Raw genomic sequence first — 15,632 nt, forward strand, 5'->3', positions numbered from 1 at the left:
AATGCGCCGCCGTCGCTTCTGAAGCGAGCCGGCGTCCGGCGTGACGGTCGGCAATAATTTTTTTAGATGCAAAAAGAAACAGATTGAAATGCACCGAGCGACGCTTATGACTCGTGCATTTCCAATCCGATCAATACGCAAGATTGAGAAGTAATCTCATGCATTGCGACAAATAGAAAGCGGCAACGCGTTAGCGGTGTCTCGCCATTGATGCTGTGAACAGGCAGGAAAGTGCCGATTCTTTCGCTTCCACAGATGCAATCGCCCACTCATTCACATCGAAAAGAACGCGCAAATCATCGGCGTCGTCATGCTGTGGCGTCGACCCAACGCTATTGGAAATCGCGTTGCGAAGTAGCCCGAGGAGCTTTCTCTTTTATTTATCGACCACCCGGCGATATATCTCCGATTATTACAAATTTTTCTCTTCGTCTTTACGGATCGCCGACAGCCCTCGAACTCAAAACGGATATAAATCTTTTATTTTTCAATGAACTACGACACATAGGGCGAAATCGGCCAATTCGCTCGCGCTTTACCGGGTTCGCGTAAACCCCGCCATTTTTGAATAGACGCGGTTCGATCGATTGCGCTTTTCGCGCCGTCTGGACCACTTCCTCACGCACTTCGCGCCGACTATATTGAGCCCCGTTCGGCAGCCGCCCGCACTGATTCTGATCAACGGGCCTGCCGGTTGCGCGGCACTCGACTACGCGCCGCATCACGAAGACGGTTTCGGATCCTCACGATCGACGGACGCCGTACCGCTCACACCAGTTCCATTCGGATGACTAAATAAAAAAGGAGATCATTAGATGAAGAAGACGCAAATCGCGCTCGCCATTCTCGCGGGTACCTTGATGTCGACGGCAGCGCAGGCGCAAAGCAGCGTCACGCTCTTCGGCATGATCGACACGGGCGTCACGTATGTGAGCAACCAGTCGGGCAAAACCACCGTCAAGATGGACGACGGCGTCAACGGCCCGAACCTGTGGGGTATGCGCGGTGCCGAGGATATCGGCGGCGGCACGCAAGTCATCTTCGAACTCGTGAACCAGTTCCAGGTGGACAACGGACAGTTCATGCCGAATTCGAGCCTGTTCAGCCGTACCTCGCTGGTCGGGGTCACCAACGACCGCGCCGGCAAGCTGACGCTGGGTAACCAGTACGACTTCATGACGGACTCACTGTATGCCGCCGGCAACGATCCGGCTCAAATCTCCGGCCACTTCTACGGGTTCCGCGCCGGTCCGTTCACGAAACTCGCTCTGCCGCAGAATCCGACCGGCGCCTTCGACTGGGACCGCATGGCCGGCGAGCGCATCGCCAACTCGGTCAAGTACGTGAGCCCGGTGTACGACGGCTTCAGCGCGGGCGCGATGTACGGCTTCGGCAACGTGGCGGGCTCGGTCGGCGCGGGCAACTCGACCAGCTTCTCGCTCAATTACGCGGCGAGCTCGTTCGGTGCAAACGCGGCCTACACCAACATCAAGTACTACACCGCGGGTTCGCCGCAAGTGAGCGTGCGCAACTGGGGTCTCGGCGCGCACTATAAGTTCGGCGCGTGGTACACCAACGCGCTCTTCACGACCGTGCACAACTCCGCGAATGGCGCTTCGGTCTACGAAGGTTCGGTGGGCGCGCAGTACCGGATCACGCCGGCACTCGCGGCCGGCGCGTCGTACATGTACATGAAGGGCAACGAGGTCGTCGATAACAATCACGCGCATCAGGCCGCGGCGATTCTCGACTACTCGCTGTCCAAGCGCACGGACGTCTACGTGATGGGCGTGTATCAGCGCGCAAGCTCGGGCGGTCAGGCGCAGCTCAACGGCATGAATAGCGCGGACGGCGCATCGAGCGGTCAAACGCAGGCCGTCGCGCGCGTGGGCTTGCATACGCGCTTCTAATTGCCGGACTGAAGCAGCAGGACGCCGCGAATGGGCGCGGCGAGCGGCGGCAAGGTCACACAGCTTCCGTTCGTCGCGCATCCGTCGGCACGCATCGGGCTTCCACGTCGGCACCCTCCTACCGCACATTCGAGCGGCTCAACGCATGGCCAGAAAGGCGACCTCGCCCTTCTGGCCATTTTCTTTTTTTCTCCCTCCGTTCATCCGTCTGCCGATTAGAAGAAGCTCCGGCCACTCCGATGCCAGGGAAATCACCAAGCGTGCTCGCCGCCACTTTGCATACAATATCTTCATTTATATGCCAATCAGAACCGTCATGGCCGTTAAGGAGAATATTTTGCATACAATGCAGAGCCTGCCGACTCGATCGCCGGACGACGTCTATCTCGCGATCAAGCAGTCGCTCGCCGAGAACCGTTATGGCGCGGGCCAGTATCTGCGCGAAGAGCAGCTGGCGAAAAGCCTCGGCGTGAGCCGCACGCCGGTGCGCGAAGCGCTGCGCCGTCTGGGCGCCGAAGGCTGGGTCGAGATCCGCCCGAACTATGGCGTGCGCGTCAAGGCATGGTCGCTGCAGGATGCGCGCGAGATCTTCGAAGCGCGTCTTCTGATCGAGCCGTTTCTCGCCGGTCGCGCCGCCCTGAAAATCGGCAGCGCCGACATCGAGCGGCTCAGCGCGCTCGCCGACAGGATGACGGCCATTACCCATCAGGTTTCGACACCCGAAACCACCGAAGCCTGGTTCGCCGCCAACGGCGAATTCCATTCGATCATCACCGCCGCCGCGGGCAACGCGCGGCTCGACCGCTCGTTGACGTCGATGAAGGAAACGCCGCTGATCAAGTGGACCTTCGACTCCTACAACGACGAGCACCGCGCCAGCAGCGCGCGCCAGCACGTCGAAATCGTGCAGGCGCTCGCGAGCCGCAACGCCGCGTGGGCCGAAGCGATCACCCGTTGTCATATTCTGGCGGCCGAAAAAACCGTGCTCGACCGCTATCAGAGGGAACACCCTTCGCCGTAACACCCCGCTCTACCCGCCTGGCGTCCAGCCATGGCCGCAACACGCATCGCAACGACACGAAATAGCCGTCCTATAACGACGCAGGAGACGTGAAATGCCGAGTACCGTGAACGCTGGTCCGCGCCTGGACCGACTACCCCTCTCCGGTTTTCACCGGCGTATCCTCTGGCTGATCGGCGGAGGCATGTTCCTCGATTCGTTCGACATCTACCTGGCCGGCGGCGTACTCGGTGCACTCGCGAAAACCGGCTGGTCGACGATGCAGCTGAATGCGGCGTTTCTGTCGTCGACCTTCGTCGGCATGCTGTTGGGCGCGTTCACGGCCGGCCTGCTCGGCGACGCGAAAGGTCGTAAGTTCACCTATCAGTTCAATCTCGCGATCTTCGGCCTCGCATCGGTCGCCGGCGCGCTCGCGCCGAACATGACATGGCTGATCGTCTGCCGCTTCTTCATGGGCCTCGGGCTCGGCGCCGAGATCGTCGTCGGCTATGGATCGGTCGGCGAATTCATTCCGCCGGCCGTGCGCGGCAAGTGGTCCGCATATCTGTCGCTGATCACGAATTCGGCGCTGTTCTTCTCGACGTTCCTCGGCTATCTGATCATTCCGACGATCGGCTGGCGCGCGATGTTCGCGATCGTCGGCGTCGGCGCGCTGATCGTGTGGGTCATCCGCAAGAAGATGCCGGAGTCGCCGCGCTGGCTCGAATCGAAAGGCCGCTACGACGAAGCGGAAGCGATTCTGAGCGCGGCGGAAGCCGAGTCCGCGCAAGCGCGGCCGTTGCCGCCCTTCACGCCTGCGTTCGATCCTTCGGTGACGCCGCGCTCCACCACGCTGCTCGAATTGTTCAAAGGCACGCAGATTCGCCGCACGCTGCTCGCGATCTGCGTGCAGATCGCGGTGAACGTGGTGATCTACGGCTTTATCGTGTGGGTGCCGACGTTCCTGATCAAGCAGGGACTCGGCATGGCATCGTCGCTCGGCTATACGACGCTGATGTCGCTCGGCGGTCCGGCCGGCGCCTTCGTCGGCGTGCTGATCGCCGACAGGATCGGCCGCAAGAACGGACTCATCGCGGTCGCCGTGCTGGCGGCCGTGGTCGGCTGGCTGTACGGACACTCGACCAGCGTCGCGATGGCCACCGCGCTCGGCTTCCTGCTGTTCACGCTCACCTATCTGATGGTCGCGCTCGGCATCGCCACGTATATTCCCGAGCTGTTCGCCACAGAGAACCGCATGCGCGCAAACGGCGTCGCCGGATGCGCGGGGCGTATCGCCGGCATTCTCGCGCCGCAGCTCGTGGTCGTCATGTATGCGACGGGCGGCGTGCGCGACGTGCTGTCGGTGATCATCGGCGTGCTCGTCGCGATGGCCGCGATCCTCGCGCTCTTCGGCATCGAAACGAATCAGCGCTCGCTCGAAGACATCGCGCCGCCGCCCATCGTCGACGCCGATGCGGAACTCGCCGGCGCCAACGTCGCGCGCGAATCGCGTCATTGAACCGCATTGAACCGACATCGACGCGACACATCCAATGCACACTCATCGTCACCAAACGGAAACGGAACCAGCATGAACGCACAAAACAAACGCCAGCAACTGAAAGCACGTCTCGCCCAGCCGGAAATCGTCACCGCGCCCGGCATCTTCGATCTGATCTCCGCGAAGATGGCCGACTCGATGGAATTCGAGTGCCTGTACATGACGGGTTTCGGCACGGTCGCGTCGTATCTCGGCGTGCCCGACGCGGGCCTCGCCACGTACACCGACATGGTCGATCGCGTGACGGCCTTCTGCGGCGCGACCACGACGCCGCTGATCTGCGACGGCGATACCGGTTACGGCGGCCTGCTCAACGTCGCACACACGGTACGCGGTTATGAACGCGCGGGCGCGGCGGGCATTCAGCTCGAAGACCAGGAATTTCCGAAGAAATGCGGACACACGCCGGGCCGCAAAGTGATCGCGCTCGACGACATGGTGAAGAAGATCAAGGTCGCGGTCGAAACGCGCGAAGACCCGAACTTCCAGATCGTCGCCCGCACCGATGCGCGCACGTCGCTCGGACTCGACGAAGCATTGCGGCGCGGCGAGGCATTCGCGAAAGCGGGCGCCGACGTGCTGTTCATCGAATCGCCGGAAACGGTCGAGGAACTGGAAACCATCGCACGTACGTTCGATACGCCGCTGCTGGTGAACATCGTCGAAGGTGGACGCACACCGCAACTCACGCCCGCCGAATTGCAGAAGCTCGGTTTTTCGATCGCCATTTATCCGGCGTCCGGCTTCCTCGCGGTAGCGAAAGCGCTGCAGGATGTGTACGGTCAGATCAAGGCGCAGCGCGGTACGCTTCAGGCGGAAAACACGCTGTATCCGTTCTCCGAAATGTGCAAGCTGATGGGCTTCCCCGCGGTCTGGCAATTCGACCGTGAGCATGCCGAATGAACATGTGCTAACAAAATTTCACGTTCGTCGCGTTGGCAGATCGCGTAGCATAGCGGGGCATTTGCTGCGAGCGCACGCGCTCGCATTCGTCATCCAACTGCGGAGATCTGGAAATGAGTATTTTTGGCGACATCGTCCATAAGCTGTTCGGCAAGGCCAAACCGGACCAACCGCCCCCCGCGGCGGAACCGACCCCCGACCCGGCCGCTGCGCAAGCCGCGACGCCCGATGCACCGGCACCGCTGACCGACGTCGACGTGGCCGCGGTGATGGATCAACTCGTCAGCGAAAGCGGACAGACGCTGAACTGGCGCACGTCGATCGTCGACACGATGAAGGCACTCGGCATCGACAGCAGCCTCGACCATCGCAAGCAGCTCGCACAGGAGCTGAAGTACAGCGGCGACATGAACGACTCCGCCAGCATGAACATCTGGCTGCACAAGCAGGTGATGCAGGCACTCGCGGCAAACGGCGGCAAGCTGCCGCCCGATCTGGCCAGCTGATCGCGGCTAATCAACCGTTCGAAACATTTGTTTTCGAATCGTGGTTGCCCGCCGGAAACGGCGGGTAATCAAACTCCCCGCGAACCACCCGCCGAACAGCGGACACGCAAAAAAACACGGCCGCCGGCAATCGTTGCCCGCACAAGAAATCATCAGGATTTCTGGCGAACGATTACCGGCGGCCGTGTTTTTACCATCGCACTCGCGTGAGCATGCGAGCGCGACCCGATCAATTCATTGCGATTGCAGACACCCGGCTATGACTACTGCGCCGCGGTGAGCTTGAGTCCCGGCCTCAATGGCTGAGGCGCATCTTGTGGACCTTTGCGTTCGTCCGATACCTGTTCGATGCCTTTTCTCGTGACTTCTTCGAGAAAGGTCAGACGAGCCCGATAGTAGTCGGCCCGCAGCTGCGCATCGAGCACCAGCTGTTCGGCCTGAAACAGTTCCATGCGCAGGTTGTTCAGCGCGCGCTCGGCCTGTTTCTCGGGAGTCGGAGCATGTTGTGAAGCCCAGTTAGCCAGCCACCGCATCATGGTGAAGCCCTCCTTGAGTTCGATGCTCAACTGGGATACAGGCTATCAAATTCTGGACAGGGCGTGTGTTAAATTGTCCCAGGCGTTGCTTATTGCGCAAGCCACTGTGGGTCAACGCACAATCGGGTCATCGGCGCGTCATATGGGCGCCACACTGCGTGCCTGATCCGCGCCAATACCACGCGCCATCCAGATCGCAGCGTGTCATGACGATGACACGCGCAGCGCTTAGCGTTCCTGCCATGCGAACGCCAGGCAGCCCGATAAACAGTCCCGCGCCAATCATGCAATCGAACCGGCAACCGAGCCGGCAATCTGGCCAACCACCGGCCGGACCGGCTCAGGCTTCGGCAGAATGAAGCGCGCCCACATTCTTCGCAATGGCCCGCGCAAACTGCGTGATCTGGCGACCCTGTTCGATCACATCCATCGCAAGCCGGAACGTGACCACGTCCGTCTTGTCCGCGAGCTGAAGCTTCGCGAGCACGACCTGACGCGCGGTGGCCGCGAGCTTTTCGATGCCGGCCTTCGCATCGACGACCTGCGCGACCGCTTCCGGATCGGGGTTCTCGATCGTGCGAATCGCCTGTGCGAGATTGCGGATCACCGCTTCGCCGAACTGCGTGGTCGCCGCGTCGCGCAAGCGCAGCAGGTCGATCTGTTGAGTCATACGCTGCTCGCCGACCGTCATCAGCGTGGTGCCGATAATGCCGCTGATGCTCTCGAGGTTGCTCGCGACCTGCGTATAGCCCACCAGTTGCTGCCCCTCTTCCTCGGAGTGCTGCACCTGGGAAAGCTGACCGATGTACTGGAAAATTTCGACCGCGAGCCGATCGGTTTCCTTGTCCCGGTCGAGCATCTGATTGATCTCCTCCATCGTGCCGTTCGACACCATCTGCGAACCGCGTTGCACGATATCGAGCACCTGTTCGCCGAGCCGCGTCAATTCCATCCGCACCCGCTGCAAACCGAGCGTGGGCACGGTCAGCGACGATTCGTCGAGATACGCCGGATCGCCGTCGCGTTTGGCGACCTGCGCGCGCTTCGGCACGATGAACTGCGCGAGCCGCGCGATCGGACCGGTAAACCAGATCAGCAGCGCGGTGTTCGCCACGCTGAACAGCGTATGCACGTTGGCGACCTGGCGCGGCGCCTCGGCCGCGAGACGCGCGACCCCTTGCAGTTCCGGATGCGACGGCGAGATCCAGTGCACGAACTCCGCCATCTGCGGAATCAGGAACAGCGCGATCACGACGCCGACCACATTGAATATCAGATGCACGATGCCGACCTGCACCGCCTCCGCCGTCTTGCCGATCGACGCGAGCAGGGCTGTCCCGCAGGTGCCGACGTTCGCGCCAAGAATCAGTGCGATGGCGGCTTCGAGCGGCATCAGGCCCTGGCCGCTCAACGCGATCACGATCGCGAGCGTCGCCGCCGAGCTCTGCACGATCGCGGTGAACACCGCCCCCACGATGATGCCGACGAACGGATTGCGCATGTCCTGCATGGCGTCGATGAACGGCTGGAACGTGCGCAGCGGATGCGTGGCCTCGCCCATCAACTGGATGCCCATGAACAGCAGCCCGAGCCCCAGCACCACGCGGCCGATCTGCCGAAGCAGCTCGCGCGGAATGAACGCGTGCAGCAGGAAACCGATGGCGAGCATGAACGGCGTGAGCTTCGACACATCGAACGCGATGATCTGCGCGGTGATCGTCGAGCCGATATTCGCGCCCATGATCATCGGCACCGCCTGGGCCAGCGTCATCAGACCGGCGGACACAAAACCGACCATCAGCACCGTGGTAATGGTCGACGAGTTCAGCAGCGCGGTCACGGCCGCGCCTGCCGCCATGCCGCGAAACCGGTTCGCGGTCAGCACGCCGATCAGCGACTGCAGTCTCGATCCCGCGATCGCCTTCAGGCCGCCGGTCAGAAACTCCAGACCGAGCAGAAACAACGCGAGGCCGCCGATCAACAGCCCGAAGATGCCGACCAGATTCAGCCCGCCCGGATCGATGTCTGCCAGATAGTCAGTCATGCTGTTATGCCTTTTTTATGACGCGATTGACCACGCGAATACGCACGGGAACGATGAACGGTCCGACGTGTGCCCCAAGGTCCGCGCGATGCGTTGCGCTCGCCGGGTGTTGGGGGCAGGTACTTAACCGCTAGCGCTAAGCGTAGGAGGAAGATTGTACTCAGGCAAGGGAGCGGCAGGTAGAAGCCCGAGGATGCACGCGAATGCGCGAATTATCCGTAACGCATGGCGGTCCAGCGGATCGGCGCCACGCGTCGCGACGCTTGCGGAAACAGTCGGCGACATTTTTTCCGCCTGTCGGGCCCACCTATTTGTCCGCCCGGTGGTCCACTCATTTGCGCACTTATTTGCCTGCTTATTTGCCTGCTTATTTGCCCGCTTCATTTCACGCCTGATTTCACGCTTCATTTCCCGCTCAAGCCGCGTCAATCATTGCCCGGTCAAGCACCCTTTCCATCATTCGGTTGGCAGTTAACCCCTAGGTAAAAATGCCCATCGTCCCGTCCGCTGGGGGGTGCCAATAATAGCTCCATCCTCCAATCAAACTCGCGTCAATTCACCCCAACAAGAAGGAGGACTTATGGCAAATCGTATTGCCTACGTAACCGGCGGTATGGGCGGTATCGGAACCGCAATCTGCCAGCGCTTGCATAAAGACAATTACACCGTCGTCGCGGGTTGCGGCCCGAACTCGACACGCAAGGCTCGATGGCTGGAAGAACAGAAAGCGCTCGGTTATAACTTCATCGCGTCGGAAGGCAACGTCGCGGATTGGGAATCCACCGCCAAGGCATTCGAGAAGGTCAAGAAGGAAGTCGGCGAAATCGACGTGCTGGTCAACAACGCGGGCATCACGCGCGACGGCATGTTCCGCAAGATGACCTACGAAGACTGGCAGGCGGTGATCGACACCAATCTGACGAGCCTTTTCAATGTGACCAAGCAGGTGATCGACGGCATGGTCGAGCGCAACTTCGGGCGCATCATCAATATCTCGTCGGTTAACGGCCAGAAAGGCCAGTTCGGCCAGACCAACTACTCCACCGCGAAGGCCGGCCTTCACGGCTTCACGATGGCGCTCGCGCAGGAAGTGGCCACCAAGAACGTGACGGTCAACACCGTGTCGCCGGGTTATATCGGCACCGACATGGTCAAGGCGATCCGTCCGGAAGTGCTGGAGAAAATCGTCGCGACCATTCCGGTGCGACGCCTCGGCACGCCGGATGAAATCGCTTCGATCGTCGCGTGGATCGCGTCGGATCAGGCAGGCTTTGCAACGGGAGCGGACTTCTCGTTGAACGGCGGTCTCCATATGGGCTAACGGGCACGGCGCCGCGTAGCGCGCGGCGCACGTGTTTCCCGCGACGGCATTTTCAGGTTCCGTGATGGTGTCGCGGTCCGGCGCGAGCCGGCCGCGTCAGTGAGTTTATGGCCAGAAAAGCAAGCCCTCCTCGCGAAGCAACCGCGAAGGCGCCGCCAGCACGCACGAAGGCGATGCAGCGGCCGATCGTGCCTGCAAAAGCAGGCGAAATCTCGCTCGATTACCACATGACGCTCGAAGCGTTACGCAGCGGCGTCGGCAATCAATATCACGTCGGCAGCATGGCGCAGGCCATTTACATGACGATGCTGCTCAATCAGCGCGGCTATGGCATCGCAATGCCCGAGCTGTTTCGCGACGCGGAGGGCGTGATTCTGCGCTGCCGTCAGGCGGGGCTCGATACCGGCATGTGCGTCGTCGATAGCGATGCGTATACGCTGCTCGGCCAGGTGCTCACGCTCTTCGATCAGCAGCTCGCGGCGGCGCCGGTTCAGGAACTCATCGCGGTCAACGCAAAGTTGAAGAAGCTTTTCAGCACGGCTAACGCCGAGCGCGAAGGCCGGGAGAACACCGCTTAGCGTAGCCAAGCGCATGGCCATTGACCGAGGCAACGCGCGGCGCGCTTATGTATCCGCCGTCGAACTTGCCTCTGCAGCCGGCGCCACCATATCGCGCGACCACGCCACACAGCCGGCGTAACCGGCCGGCACGTCGAGCCACACGACATCGAGTTGCATGAGTGCGTGGCCGTTGCGGGCGCGCGGATCGTCCACTGCCACGTGCGGATCGCGCGCGCCGTCGCCGAGCACCGAAAACCACGTCATGCCCTCGCCGATACCGACGCCCAGCGCCTTCAACAGCGCTTCCTTCGCAGTCCATATGTCGTAGAACGCAGCGGCTCGCCGCTCCGCCGGCAACGCCGCCACCTGCGCTTCATCGCGCGGCGCGAACACCGCCGGCGTCAACGCCTGCCAGTTCTTGTCCTCGCGCGCGACCTCGATATCGATACCGACCTTGCGTCGCGCGGCGATCGCGATCAGCGCATAGTGGCCGGAGTGCGAGACATTGAAATCGGGCCACCTGTCGGGCTGTGTCGACCTCGGGCCTGACGGCGGCCCAAGACGCGGCCGCCCGGTGGCATCCTGCTCGAAACGCAATTCGCCGGGCGGCACGCCCGTTCTCGCGGCGAGCAACGCGCGCAAGATCACGCGGGTTTGCGCATGGCGCAGCGTGTCTTCGTGGCGCAGATAGCGGGTGGCCCTCGCGCGTTCGTCGTCGGACAGCACGACGAACGCGGGGTGGTCGAGCGTCAGGCCGAAATCGAACTTCAGGCGGAAGACCTCGACACCGACGGCGTATGCGCGCGGTACGTCGAGCGCGCATACGTCGAAATCCGGCGCGGCGGTGGCAGTCATTGAATCCATTTCAACCGGTAGTGGCAAATTAGTGGCAAATACAAGGCCGTACCATTTACCTGAAATGAACGCGCGCGGCAAGTCCACCGGCCAGCGCGACGTGACGCGTGAGTCCTTACAGATCGAGCACGAGCAACGGCGATTTCGCGCGCGAGCAGCACGGCAGGAACTGATCGTTGGCCGCGCGCTCCTCGTCGGTCAGATAGGAATCCAGATGGTCAGGCTCACCGGAAAGAACCCGCGTGAGGCAGGTGCCGCACACGCCCTGCTCGCACGACGTGATCACCTCGACGCCGTTGGCCGCCAGCGCCTGCACGACCGTGCATTCGGGCGGCACGTCGATCGTCGCGCCGCTGCTCGCGATGCGTACCTGGAAGCTGCCGCCCGCCGTCGACTGAATGGCGGGCGCGCCGAAAAATTCGTAGTGCAACCGATCGCCCGGCCAGCCCTTCGCGCGCGCGGTGTCGAGCACGAAGTCCATGAAGCCGCGCGGTCCACACACGTATAGATGCGTGCCGGCCGGCGCGCCGTTGAGTACCTGTTCGAGATCGAACGTCGAGCCGCCGGGATGGTCGTCGTGGTGAAACTGGACCGACTGTGCGAAACCGGCCTGCGCGATACGTTCGACAAACGCCGTGCGTTCCTTCGAGCGCGTGCAGTAGTGCATATCGAACGACGCGCCGCTCGACGCCAGTTGCTCGGCCATGCACAGAATCGGCGTCACACCGATGCCGCCCGCGAGCAGCAGATGATGCGGCGCCTGCTGCGCGAGCGCGAAATGATTGCGCGGCGCGCTGATCTGCAAACGCTCGCCTTCGCGAACCAGCTCATGCACCGCTTTCGAGCCGCCGCGTCCCGCTTCGTCGCGCAGCACTGCGATCAGATAGCGATGCGTCTCGCGCGGATCGTTACACAGCGAGTACTGGCGCACGAGACCGTTCGGCAGATGCACGTCGACGTGCGAGCCTGCGTCGAAGGCGGGCAACGGCTGACCGTTTTCGCTCGTCAGTTCGAAGCTCGCGATACCGGGCGCTTCGTCGCGCCGCCGCGCGACCACCACATTCAGCACCGGCTGGTTCATGTTGCCGCCCGCACCGGAATCACCCGGGTCACGTCCGCCGGCGGCGTGCCCGCGTCCGCGCGTTCCTGCGCGACCAGCCGCTCGATCACGCGACGCGACATCACGCCGCCCGCATCGATATTGAGCTTCAGCAGATTGCGCTCGGGCCAGCGCAGCAGATTCTGCTGCTGACGTTCGAGCATCTCCAGATCTTCGCTGAAGATCTTGCCCTGTCCTTCGCGGATGCTCGCGGTCAGCTCGGCATCGTCGGGACGGAAATTGCGCGCCATTCCCCAGAAATACCAGATCGACGTATCGGTTTCCGGCGTGATGAAATCCACCACGATCGACGACGCTTTCTTCTCCGCCGGCGCGTGATAACCGCCCTCACCGGCATGCGCGACACCGACTTCGATCAGCACATGACTCGGCGGCGTGAAATGACAGATCTGCCAGCGGTCGACCGGCACATCGTCGGCGAGACCGTTGCCGCGCAACGCCATTTTCCAGAACGGCGGCGCGGCGACGTTTTCCATGAAGCGGCTGGTGCGCACGGTATCGCCCTCGGCCACCGTCTTCGGCGCGGCCTCGTCGATTTCCTTCTGACCGATGCTGTTCGCGTGCACATAGGTTTCGTGCGTCAGATCCATCAGGTTGTCGATCATCAGCCGGTAATCGCAGCGGATGTGATACAGGCCGCCGCCATAAGCCCATTCGTCGCTCTCGGCCCATTCCAGATGATGCAGTTTCGCCGGATCGGCCTGCGCGGCATCGCCGGGCCACACCCACACGAAACCGTAGCGCTCGATCACCGGGAAGTGGCGGATCGCCGGAAAACCGCCGACGCGTTGACCGGGCATGCCGGTCGCCTTGCCCTGACAGCCCATTTCGAGGCCGTGATAGCCGCACACGAGCGTGCCGTCGCGCACGAAGCCAAGCGACAGCGGCGCGCCGCGATGCGGGCAGAAGTCCTCCAGCGCCACCACCTCGCCTTCCGCGTTTCGATAGAAGACCATCGGCTCGCCGCAGATCTGCCGGCCAAGCGGCTTGTCCGCGACTTCATCGGGCATGCATGCGACGTACCACGCGTTGCGGGGAAACATGTCAGTCTCGCTCCTGATTGATTTGCGCGCGCAACTACGATTAGCTACGCTCACGGGTAAGTTCATTCCGTACACTCAATGAGATTCAGTGTACTCAATGAAGCTTTGATGATTAAATGAAGGTTTTCCCTTAGACGAACTTTCAATCAGGTAACACGATTGACGTTTGCGCGCCGCGTGGACGACCAGCTTTCAGAACTCTTATGGCCACTTCAAGCGATACCCCTTCCGCGATCAGCATCGATCTGTACGACCAGCCTGGCCATCTGATCCGCCGCGCGCACCAGATTTCCGTGTCGATGTTCCATGATCTGCTCGGCCGCGAAGTGACGCCCGTGCAATACGCGGTACTCAGAATGCTGCAGGAATTGCCGGGACTCGATCAGGTCACGCTCGCGCAACGGGTCGGCCTCGACACGTCGACGACCGCCGATATCGCGGTGCGGCTCGAAGCGAAAGGCTGGATCGTGCGCGAGGTGTTGCCGCGTCGTCAGCGCCGTCTGTTGCTGACGCCGGCCGGCGAGCAATTGCTCGATCAATTGATTCCCGCCGTCGATGCACTTAATCACGGCCTGCTCGACGGAATGGGAGAAGAAGATGCGCAGCAGCTATTGCGGCTGCTGAGAAAGTTCGTGCATCTGAATAACGATCAGAGCCGCGCGCCATTGCGCAGTGCCAGCGACGAAGCGAATTCGAATAATTAAGCGCTTCTGCTGAAGCAGCACGTCGGCAGATAATTCATCGCCGCCGATTGCGACTTGCTCGACAGCTTCAGCCGAAGCTCGCGCAAATAACGCGCACCAACACGCATTAATCGAAATGCAAAAACGGCGCTGCGTTTTCACGCAGCGCCGCCGCTTCTTTCAAAAGATCCGCCGCCTAACCGAGCTTCGCCTGCAACTCCGCGGCGCCACCGCGTCGATACAGCGCCAACGTCGCCGAGAATCCGCACACGGCCGCGAAAATCAGCCAGTACGCGGGAGCGGCCTTGTCGCCGGTCGTCTGGATCAGGTACGTGGAGACAGCCGGCGTAAAGCCGCCGAAAATCGCGGTCGCGAGACTGAATGCCAGCGAAAAACCCGCGACGCGCACATTCACCGGCATCACCTCGGTCAACGCAGCCACCATCGCGCCGTTATACGCGCCGAAGAAGAACGAGAAGTACAGCAGCACCACCAGCATGCGCATGAAACCGGGCGCCTGCGTGAGCCATGACAGCGCCGGATACGCGGTGACGATCGCGAGCGCCGACACGAACAGCAGCAATGGCTTGCGTCCGATCCGGTCGGACACCGCGCCGCCGATCGGCAGCCAGATGAAGTTCGACACGCCAACCAGCAACGTGACGATCAGACTGTCCGACGTACTCAGATGCAGCACGGTCTTGCCGAACGTCGGCGTATAGACGGTGATCAGATAGAACGTCGTAGTCGTCATCGCGACCATCAGCATGCCCGCTATCACGGTCTTCCAGTTCGCGAGCATCGAGCGAAATACTTCGCCCGTGGCGGGACGATGGGCACGCGCTTCGAATTCGGCGGTTTCCTGCAGCGAGCGGCGCAGCACATACAGAAACGGCACGATCGCACAGCCGATAAAGAACGGCACACGCCAGCCCCATGCGCCGATCTGTTCGTGATCGAGCAGCAGATTGAGCGCATAGCCGAGTGCCGCCGCGACGACAATCGCGACCTGCTGACTCGCCGATTGCCACGCGGTATAGAAGCCCTTCTTGCCCGGCGTCGCCATCTCCGCGAGATAGACGGACACGCCGCCGAGTTCCGCGCCCGCGGAAAAGCCCTGCAACAGCCGGCCGATCAGCACGAGCGCCGGTGCTAGCAGTCCGATACTCGCATAGCCCGGCACGCATGCAATCAGGATCGTGCCGCTCGCCATGATCGACAGCGTGACGATCAAACCGCGCCGGCGGCCCACTTTGTCGATGTACGCGCCAAGCACGATCGCGCCGAGCGGGCGCATCAGAAATCCCGCGCCGAATACCGCGAACGTCTGCATCAGCGACGCGAATTCGCTCGCGGCCGGAAAGAAGGTCTTCGCGATGAAGGTCGCGTAGAAGCCGAACAGAAAAAAATCGAACTGCTCGAGAAAGTTGCCGCTCGTGACGCGCAGAACCGCGCCGACTTTCGAAAGAGCCGGCGCATCCGCGCTCGCGGTTTGCGTATGGGGGGTTGATGCCATCCTGTCTCCTTGCGCACGGCAATGCGCATTTCGTGCGTACTTTTTAATGTGGGGCCGCCTCGTGATGAGCGCCC

The 15,632-nt window shown here is 61.9% G+C and carries 15 protein-coding genes; 8 read left to right on the forward strand and 7 right to left on the reverse strand.

What is annotated here, in order from left to right; all coding sequences use genetic code 11:
• Positions 1 to 815 precede the first annotated feature (815 nt).
• Complete coding sequence (locus HHL14_RS06025; protein WP_169496649.1) at positions 816 to 1,910, forward strand: porin; 1,095 nt, start codon at positions 816 to 818, stop codon at positions 1,908 to 1,910.
• Between the two features lie 118 nt (positions 1,911 to 2,028).
• Here the strand turns inward: HHL14_RS06025 and HHL14_RS06030 are convergent, their stop codons facing one another.
• On the reverse strand, positions 2,029 to 2,253 hold the full coding sequence (locus tag HHL14_RS06030; protein WP_169496305.1) for a hypothetical protein: 225 nt from the start codon (positions 2,251 to 2,253) through the stop codon (positions 2,029 to 2,031).
• Positions 2,254 to 2,256: 3 nt separating this feature from the next.
• Between HHL14_RS06030 and HHL14_RS06035 the strand changes: the two genes are divergently transcribed.
• The 4 genes from HHL14_RS06035 to HHL14_RS06050 all read left to right on the forward strand — a co-directional run bounded on the left by HHL14_RS06035 (position 2,257) and on the right by HHL14_RS06050 (position 5,880).
• A complete protein-coding gene (locus HHL14_RS06035) occupies positions 2,257 to 2,931 on the forward strand; it encodes a GntR family transcriptional regulator (RefSeq protein WP_230412944.1) in 675 nt (224 codons plus the stop codon).
• 94 nt (positions 2,932 to 3,025) lie between these two features.
• Entirely contained in the window at positions 3,026 to 4,429 is a 1,404-nt protein-coding gene (locus tag HHL14_RS06040) for an MFS transporter (RefSeq protein WP_169496651.1), read from the forward strand.
• Positions 4,430 to 4,501: 72 nt separating this feature from the next.
• Positions 4,502 to 5,374 carry an isocitrate lyase/PEP mutase family protein gene (locus HHL14_RS06045; RefSeq protein WP_169496652.1) on the forward strand — a complete coding sequence of 291 codons (873 nt, stop codon included), beginning with the start codon at positions 4,502 to 4,504 and terminating at the stop codon, positions 5,372 to 5,374.
• Between the two features lie 113 nt (positions 5,375 to 5,487).
• Positions 5,488 to 5,880, forward strand: coding sequence for a DUF3597 domain-containing protein (locus HHL14_RS06050; RefSeq protein WP_169496653.1), 393 nt, complete (start codon positions 5,488 to 5,490; stop codon positions 5,878 to 5,880).
• A 263-nt stretch (positions 5,881 to 6,143) separates the two neighbouring features.
• Here the strand turns inward: HHL14_RS06050 and HHL14_RS06055 are convergent, their stop codons facing one another.
• A complete protein-coding gene (locus tag HHL14_RS06055) occupies positions 6,144 to 6,416 on the reverse strand; it encodes a hypothetical protein (RefSeq protein WP_169496850.1) in 273 nt (90 codons plus the stop codon).
• A gap of 340 nt (positions 6,417 to 6,756) precedes the next feature.
• Positions 6,757 to 8,460, reverse strand: coding sequence for a Na/Pi cotransporter family protein (locus HHL14_RS06060; protein WP_169496654.1), 1,704 nt, complete (start codon positions 8,458 to 8,460; stop codon positions 6,757 to 6,759).
• 580 nt (positions 8,461 to 9,040) lie between these two features.
• On the opposite strand from HHL14_RS06060, the gene HHL14_RS06065 reads away from it, so the two are divergent.
• Both HHL14_RS06065 and HHL14_RS06070 read left to right on the forward strand, forming a co-directional pair.
• Complete coding sequence (locus HHL14_RS06065; protein ID WP_169496655.1) at positions 9,041 to 9,781, forward strand: 3-ketoacyl-ACP reductase; 741 nt, start codon at positions 9,041 to 9,043, stop codon at positions 9,779 to 9,781.
• A 188-nt stretch (positions 9,782 to 9,969) separates the two neighbouring features.
• Entirely contained in the window at positions 9,970 to 10,359 is a 390-nt protein-coding gene (locus HHL14_RS06070; RefSeq protein ID WP_329601620.1) for a Fis family transcriptional regulator, read from the forward strand.
• 45 nt (positions 10,360 to 10,404) lie between these two features.
• Here the strand turns inward: HHL14_RS06070 and HHL14_RS06075 are convergent, their stop codons facing one another.
• The 3 genes from HHL14_RS06075 to HHL14_RS06085 all read right to left on the reverse strand — a co-directional run bounded on the left by HHL14_RS06075 (position 10,405) and on the right by HHL14_RS06085 (position 13,359).
• Entirely contained in the window at positions 10,405 to 11,196 is a 792-nt protein-coding gene (locus HHL14_RS06075; RefSeq protein WP_169496656.1) for a 4'-phosphopantetheinyl transferase family protein, read from the reverse strand.
• 115 nt (positions 11,197 to 11,311) lie between these two features.
• Positions 11,312 to 12,277 (reverse strand): PDR/VanB family oxidoreductase, encoded by a 966-nt coding sequence (locus HHL14_RS06080; protein ID WP_169496657.1) that lies wholly within the window; start codon positions 12,275 to 12,277, stop codon positions 11,312 to 11,314.
• The gene (locus HHL14_RS06085; protein ID WP_169496658.1) at positions 12,274 to 13,359 is read right to left on the reverse strand and encodes an aromatic ring-hydroxylating oxygenase subunit alpha; all 1,086 of its coding nucleotides are present in this window, start codon (positions 13,357 to 13,359) and stop codon (positions 12,274 to 12,276) included. Before HHL14_RS06085 ends, HHL14_RS06080 begins: the two co-directional genes overlap by 4 nt.
• A 203-nt stretch (positions 13,360 to 13,562) precedes the next feature.
• Between HHL14_RS06085 and HHL14_RS06090 the strand changes: the two genes are divergently transcribed.
• Positions 13,563 to 14,063 (forward strand): MarR family winged helix-turn-helix transcriptional regulator, encoded by a 501-nt coding sequence (locus HHL14_RS06090; protein ID WP_169496659.1) that lies wholly within the window; start codon positions 13,563 to 13,565, stop codon positions 14,061 to 14,063.
• Between the two features lie 175 nt (positions 14,064 to 14,238).
• Here HHL14_RS06090 and tcuC read toward each other — a convergent pair whose 3' ends face one another.
• Positions 14,239 to 15,558, reverse strand: a complete 1,320-nt coding sequence (gene tcuC, locus HHL14_RS06095; RefSeq protein WP_169496660.1) for an MFS transporter — start codon at positions 15,556 to 15,558, stop codon at positions 14,239 to 14,241.
• Positions 15,559 to 15,632 lie beyond the last annotated feature (74 nt).

The sequence above is a fragment of the Paraburkholderia antibiotica genome (assembly GCF_012927125.1).
Classification (GTDB): Bacteria; Pseudomonadota; Gammaproteobacteria; order Burkholderiales; family Burkholderiaceae; genus Paraburkholderia; species Paraburkholderia antibiotica.

What these genes read in the sequence shown, in the direction of transcription:
- HHL14_RS06025 (WP_169496649.1), top strand. Translation starts at nt 816, where the DNA reads ATGAAGAAGACGCAAATCGCGCTCGCCATTCTCGCGGGTACCTTGATG.
- HHL14_RS06030 (WP_169496305.1), bottom strand. Translation starts at nt 2,253, where the DNA reads ATGCAAAATATTCTCCTTAACGGCCATGACGGTTCTGATTGGCATATA.
- HHL14_RS06035 (WP_230412944.1), top strand. Translation starts at nt 2,257, where the DNA reads ATGCAGAGCCTGCCGACTCGATCGCCGGACGACGTCTATCTCGCGATC.
- HHL14_RS06040 (WP_169496651.1), top strand. Translation starts at nt 3,026, where the DNA reads ATGCCGAGTACCGTGAACGCTGGTCCGCGCCTGGACCGACTACCCCTC.
- HHL14_RS06045 (WP_169496652.1), top strand. Translation starts at nt 4,502, where the DNA reads ATGAACGCACAAAACAAACGCCAGCAACTGAAAGCACGTCTCGCCCAG.
- HHL14_RS06050 (WP_169496653.1), top strand. Translation starts at nt 5,488, where the DNA reads ATGAGTATTTTTGGCGACATCGTCCATAAGCTGTTCGGCAAGGCCAAA.
- HHL14_RS06055 (WP_169496850.1), bottom strand. Translation starts at nt 6,416, where the DNA reads ATGATGCGGTGGCTGGCTAACTGGGCTTCACAACATGCTCCGACTCCC.
- HHL14_RS06060 (WP_169496654.1), bottom strand. Translation starts at nt 8,460, where the DNA reads ATGACTGACTATCTGGCAGACATCGATCCGGGCGGGCTGAATCTGGTC.
- HHL14_RS06065 (WP_169496655.1), top strand. Translation starts at nt 9,041, where the DNA reads ATGGCAAATCGTATTGCCTACGTAACCGGCGGTATGGGCGGTATCGGA.
- HHL14_RS06075 (WP_169496656.1), bottom strand. Translation starts at nt 11,196, where the DNA reads ATGACTGCCACCGCCGCGCCGGATTTCGACGTATGCGCGCTCGACGTA.
- HHL14_RS06080 (WP_169496657.1), bottom strand. Translation starts at nt 12,277, where the DNA reads ATGAACCAGCCGGTGCTGAATGTGGTGGTCGCGCGGCGGCGCGACGAA.
- HHL14_RS06085 (WP_169496658.1), bottom strand. Translation starts at nt 13,359, where the DNA reads ATGTTTCCCCGCAACGCGTGGTACGTCGCATGCATGCCCGATGAAGTC.
- HHL14_RS06090 (WP_169496659.1), top strand. Translation starts at nt 13,563, where the DNA reads ATGGCCACTTCAAGCGATACCCCTTCCGCGATCAGCATCGATCTGTAC.
- tcuC (WP_169496660.1), bottom strand. Translation starts at nt 15,558, where the DNA reads ATGGCATCAACCCCCCATACGCAAACCGCGAGCGCGGATGCGCCGGCT.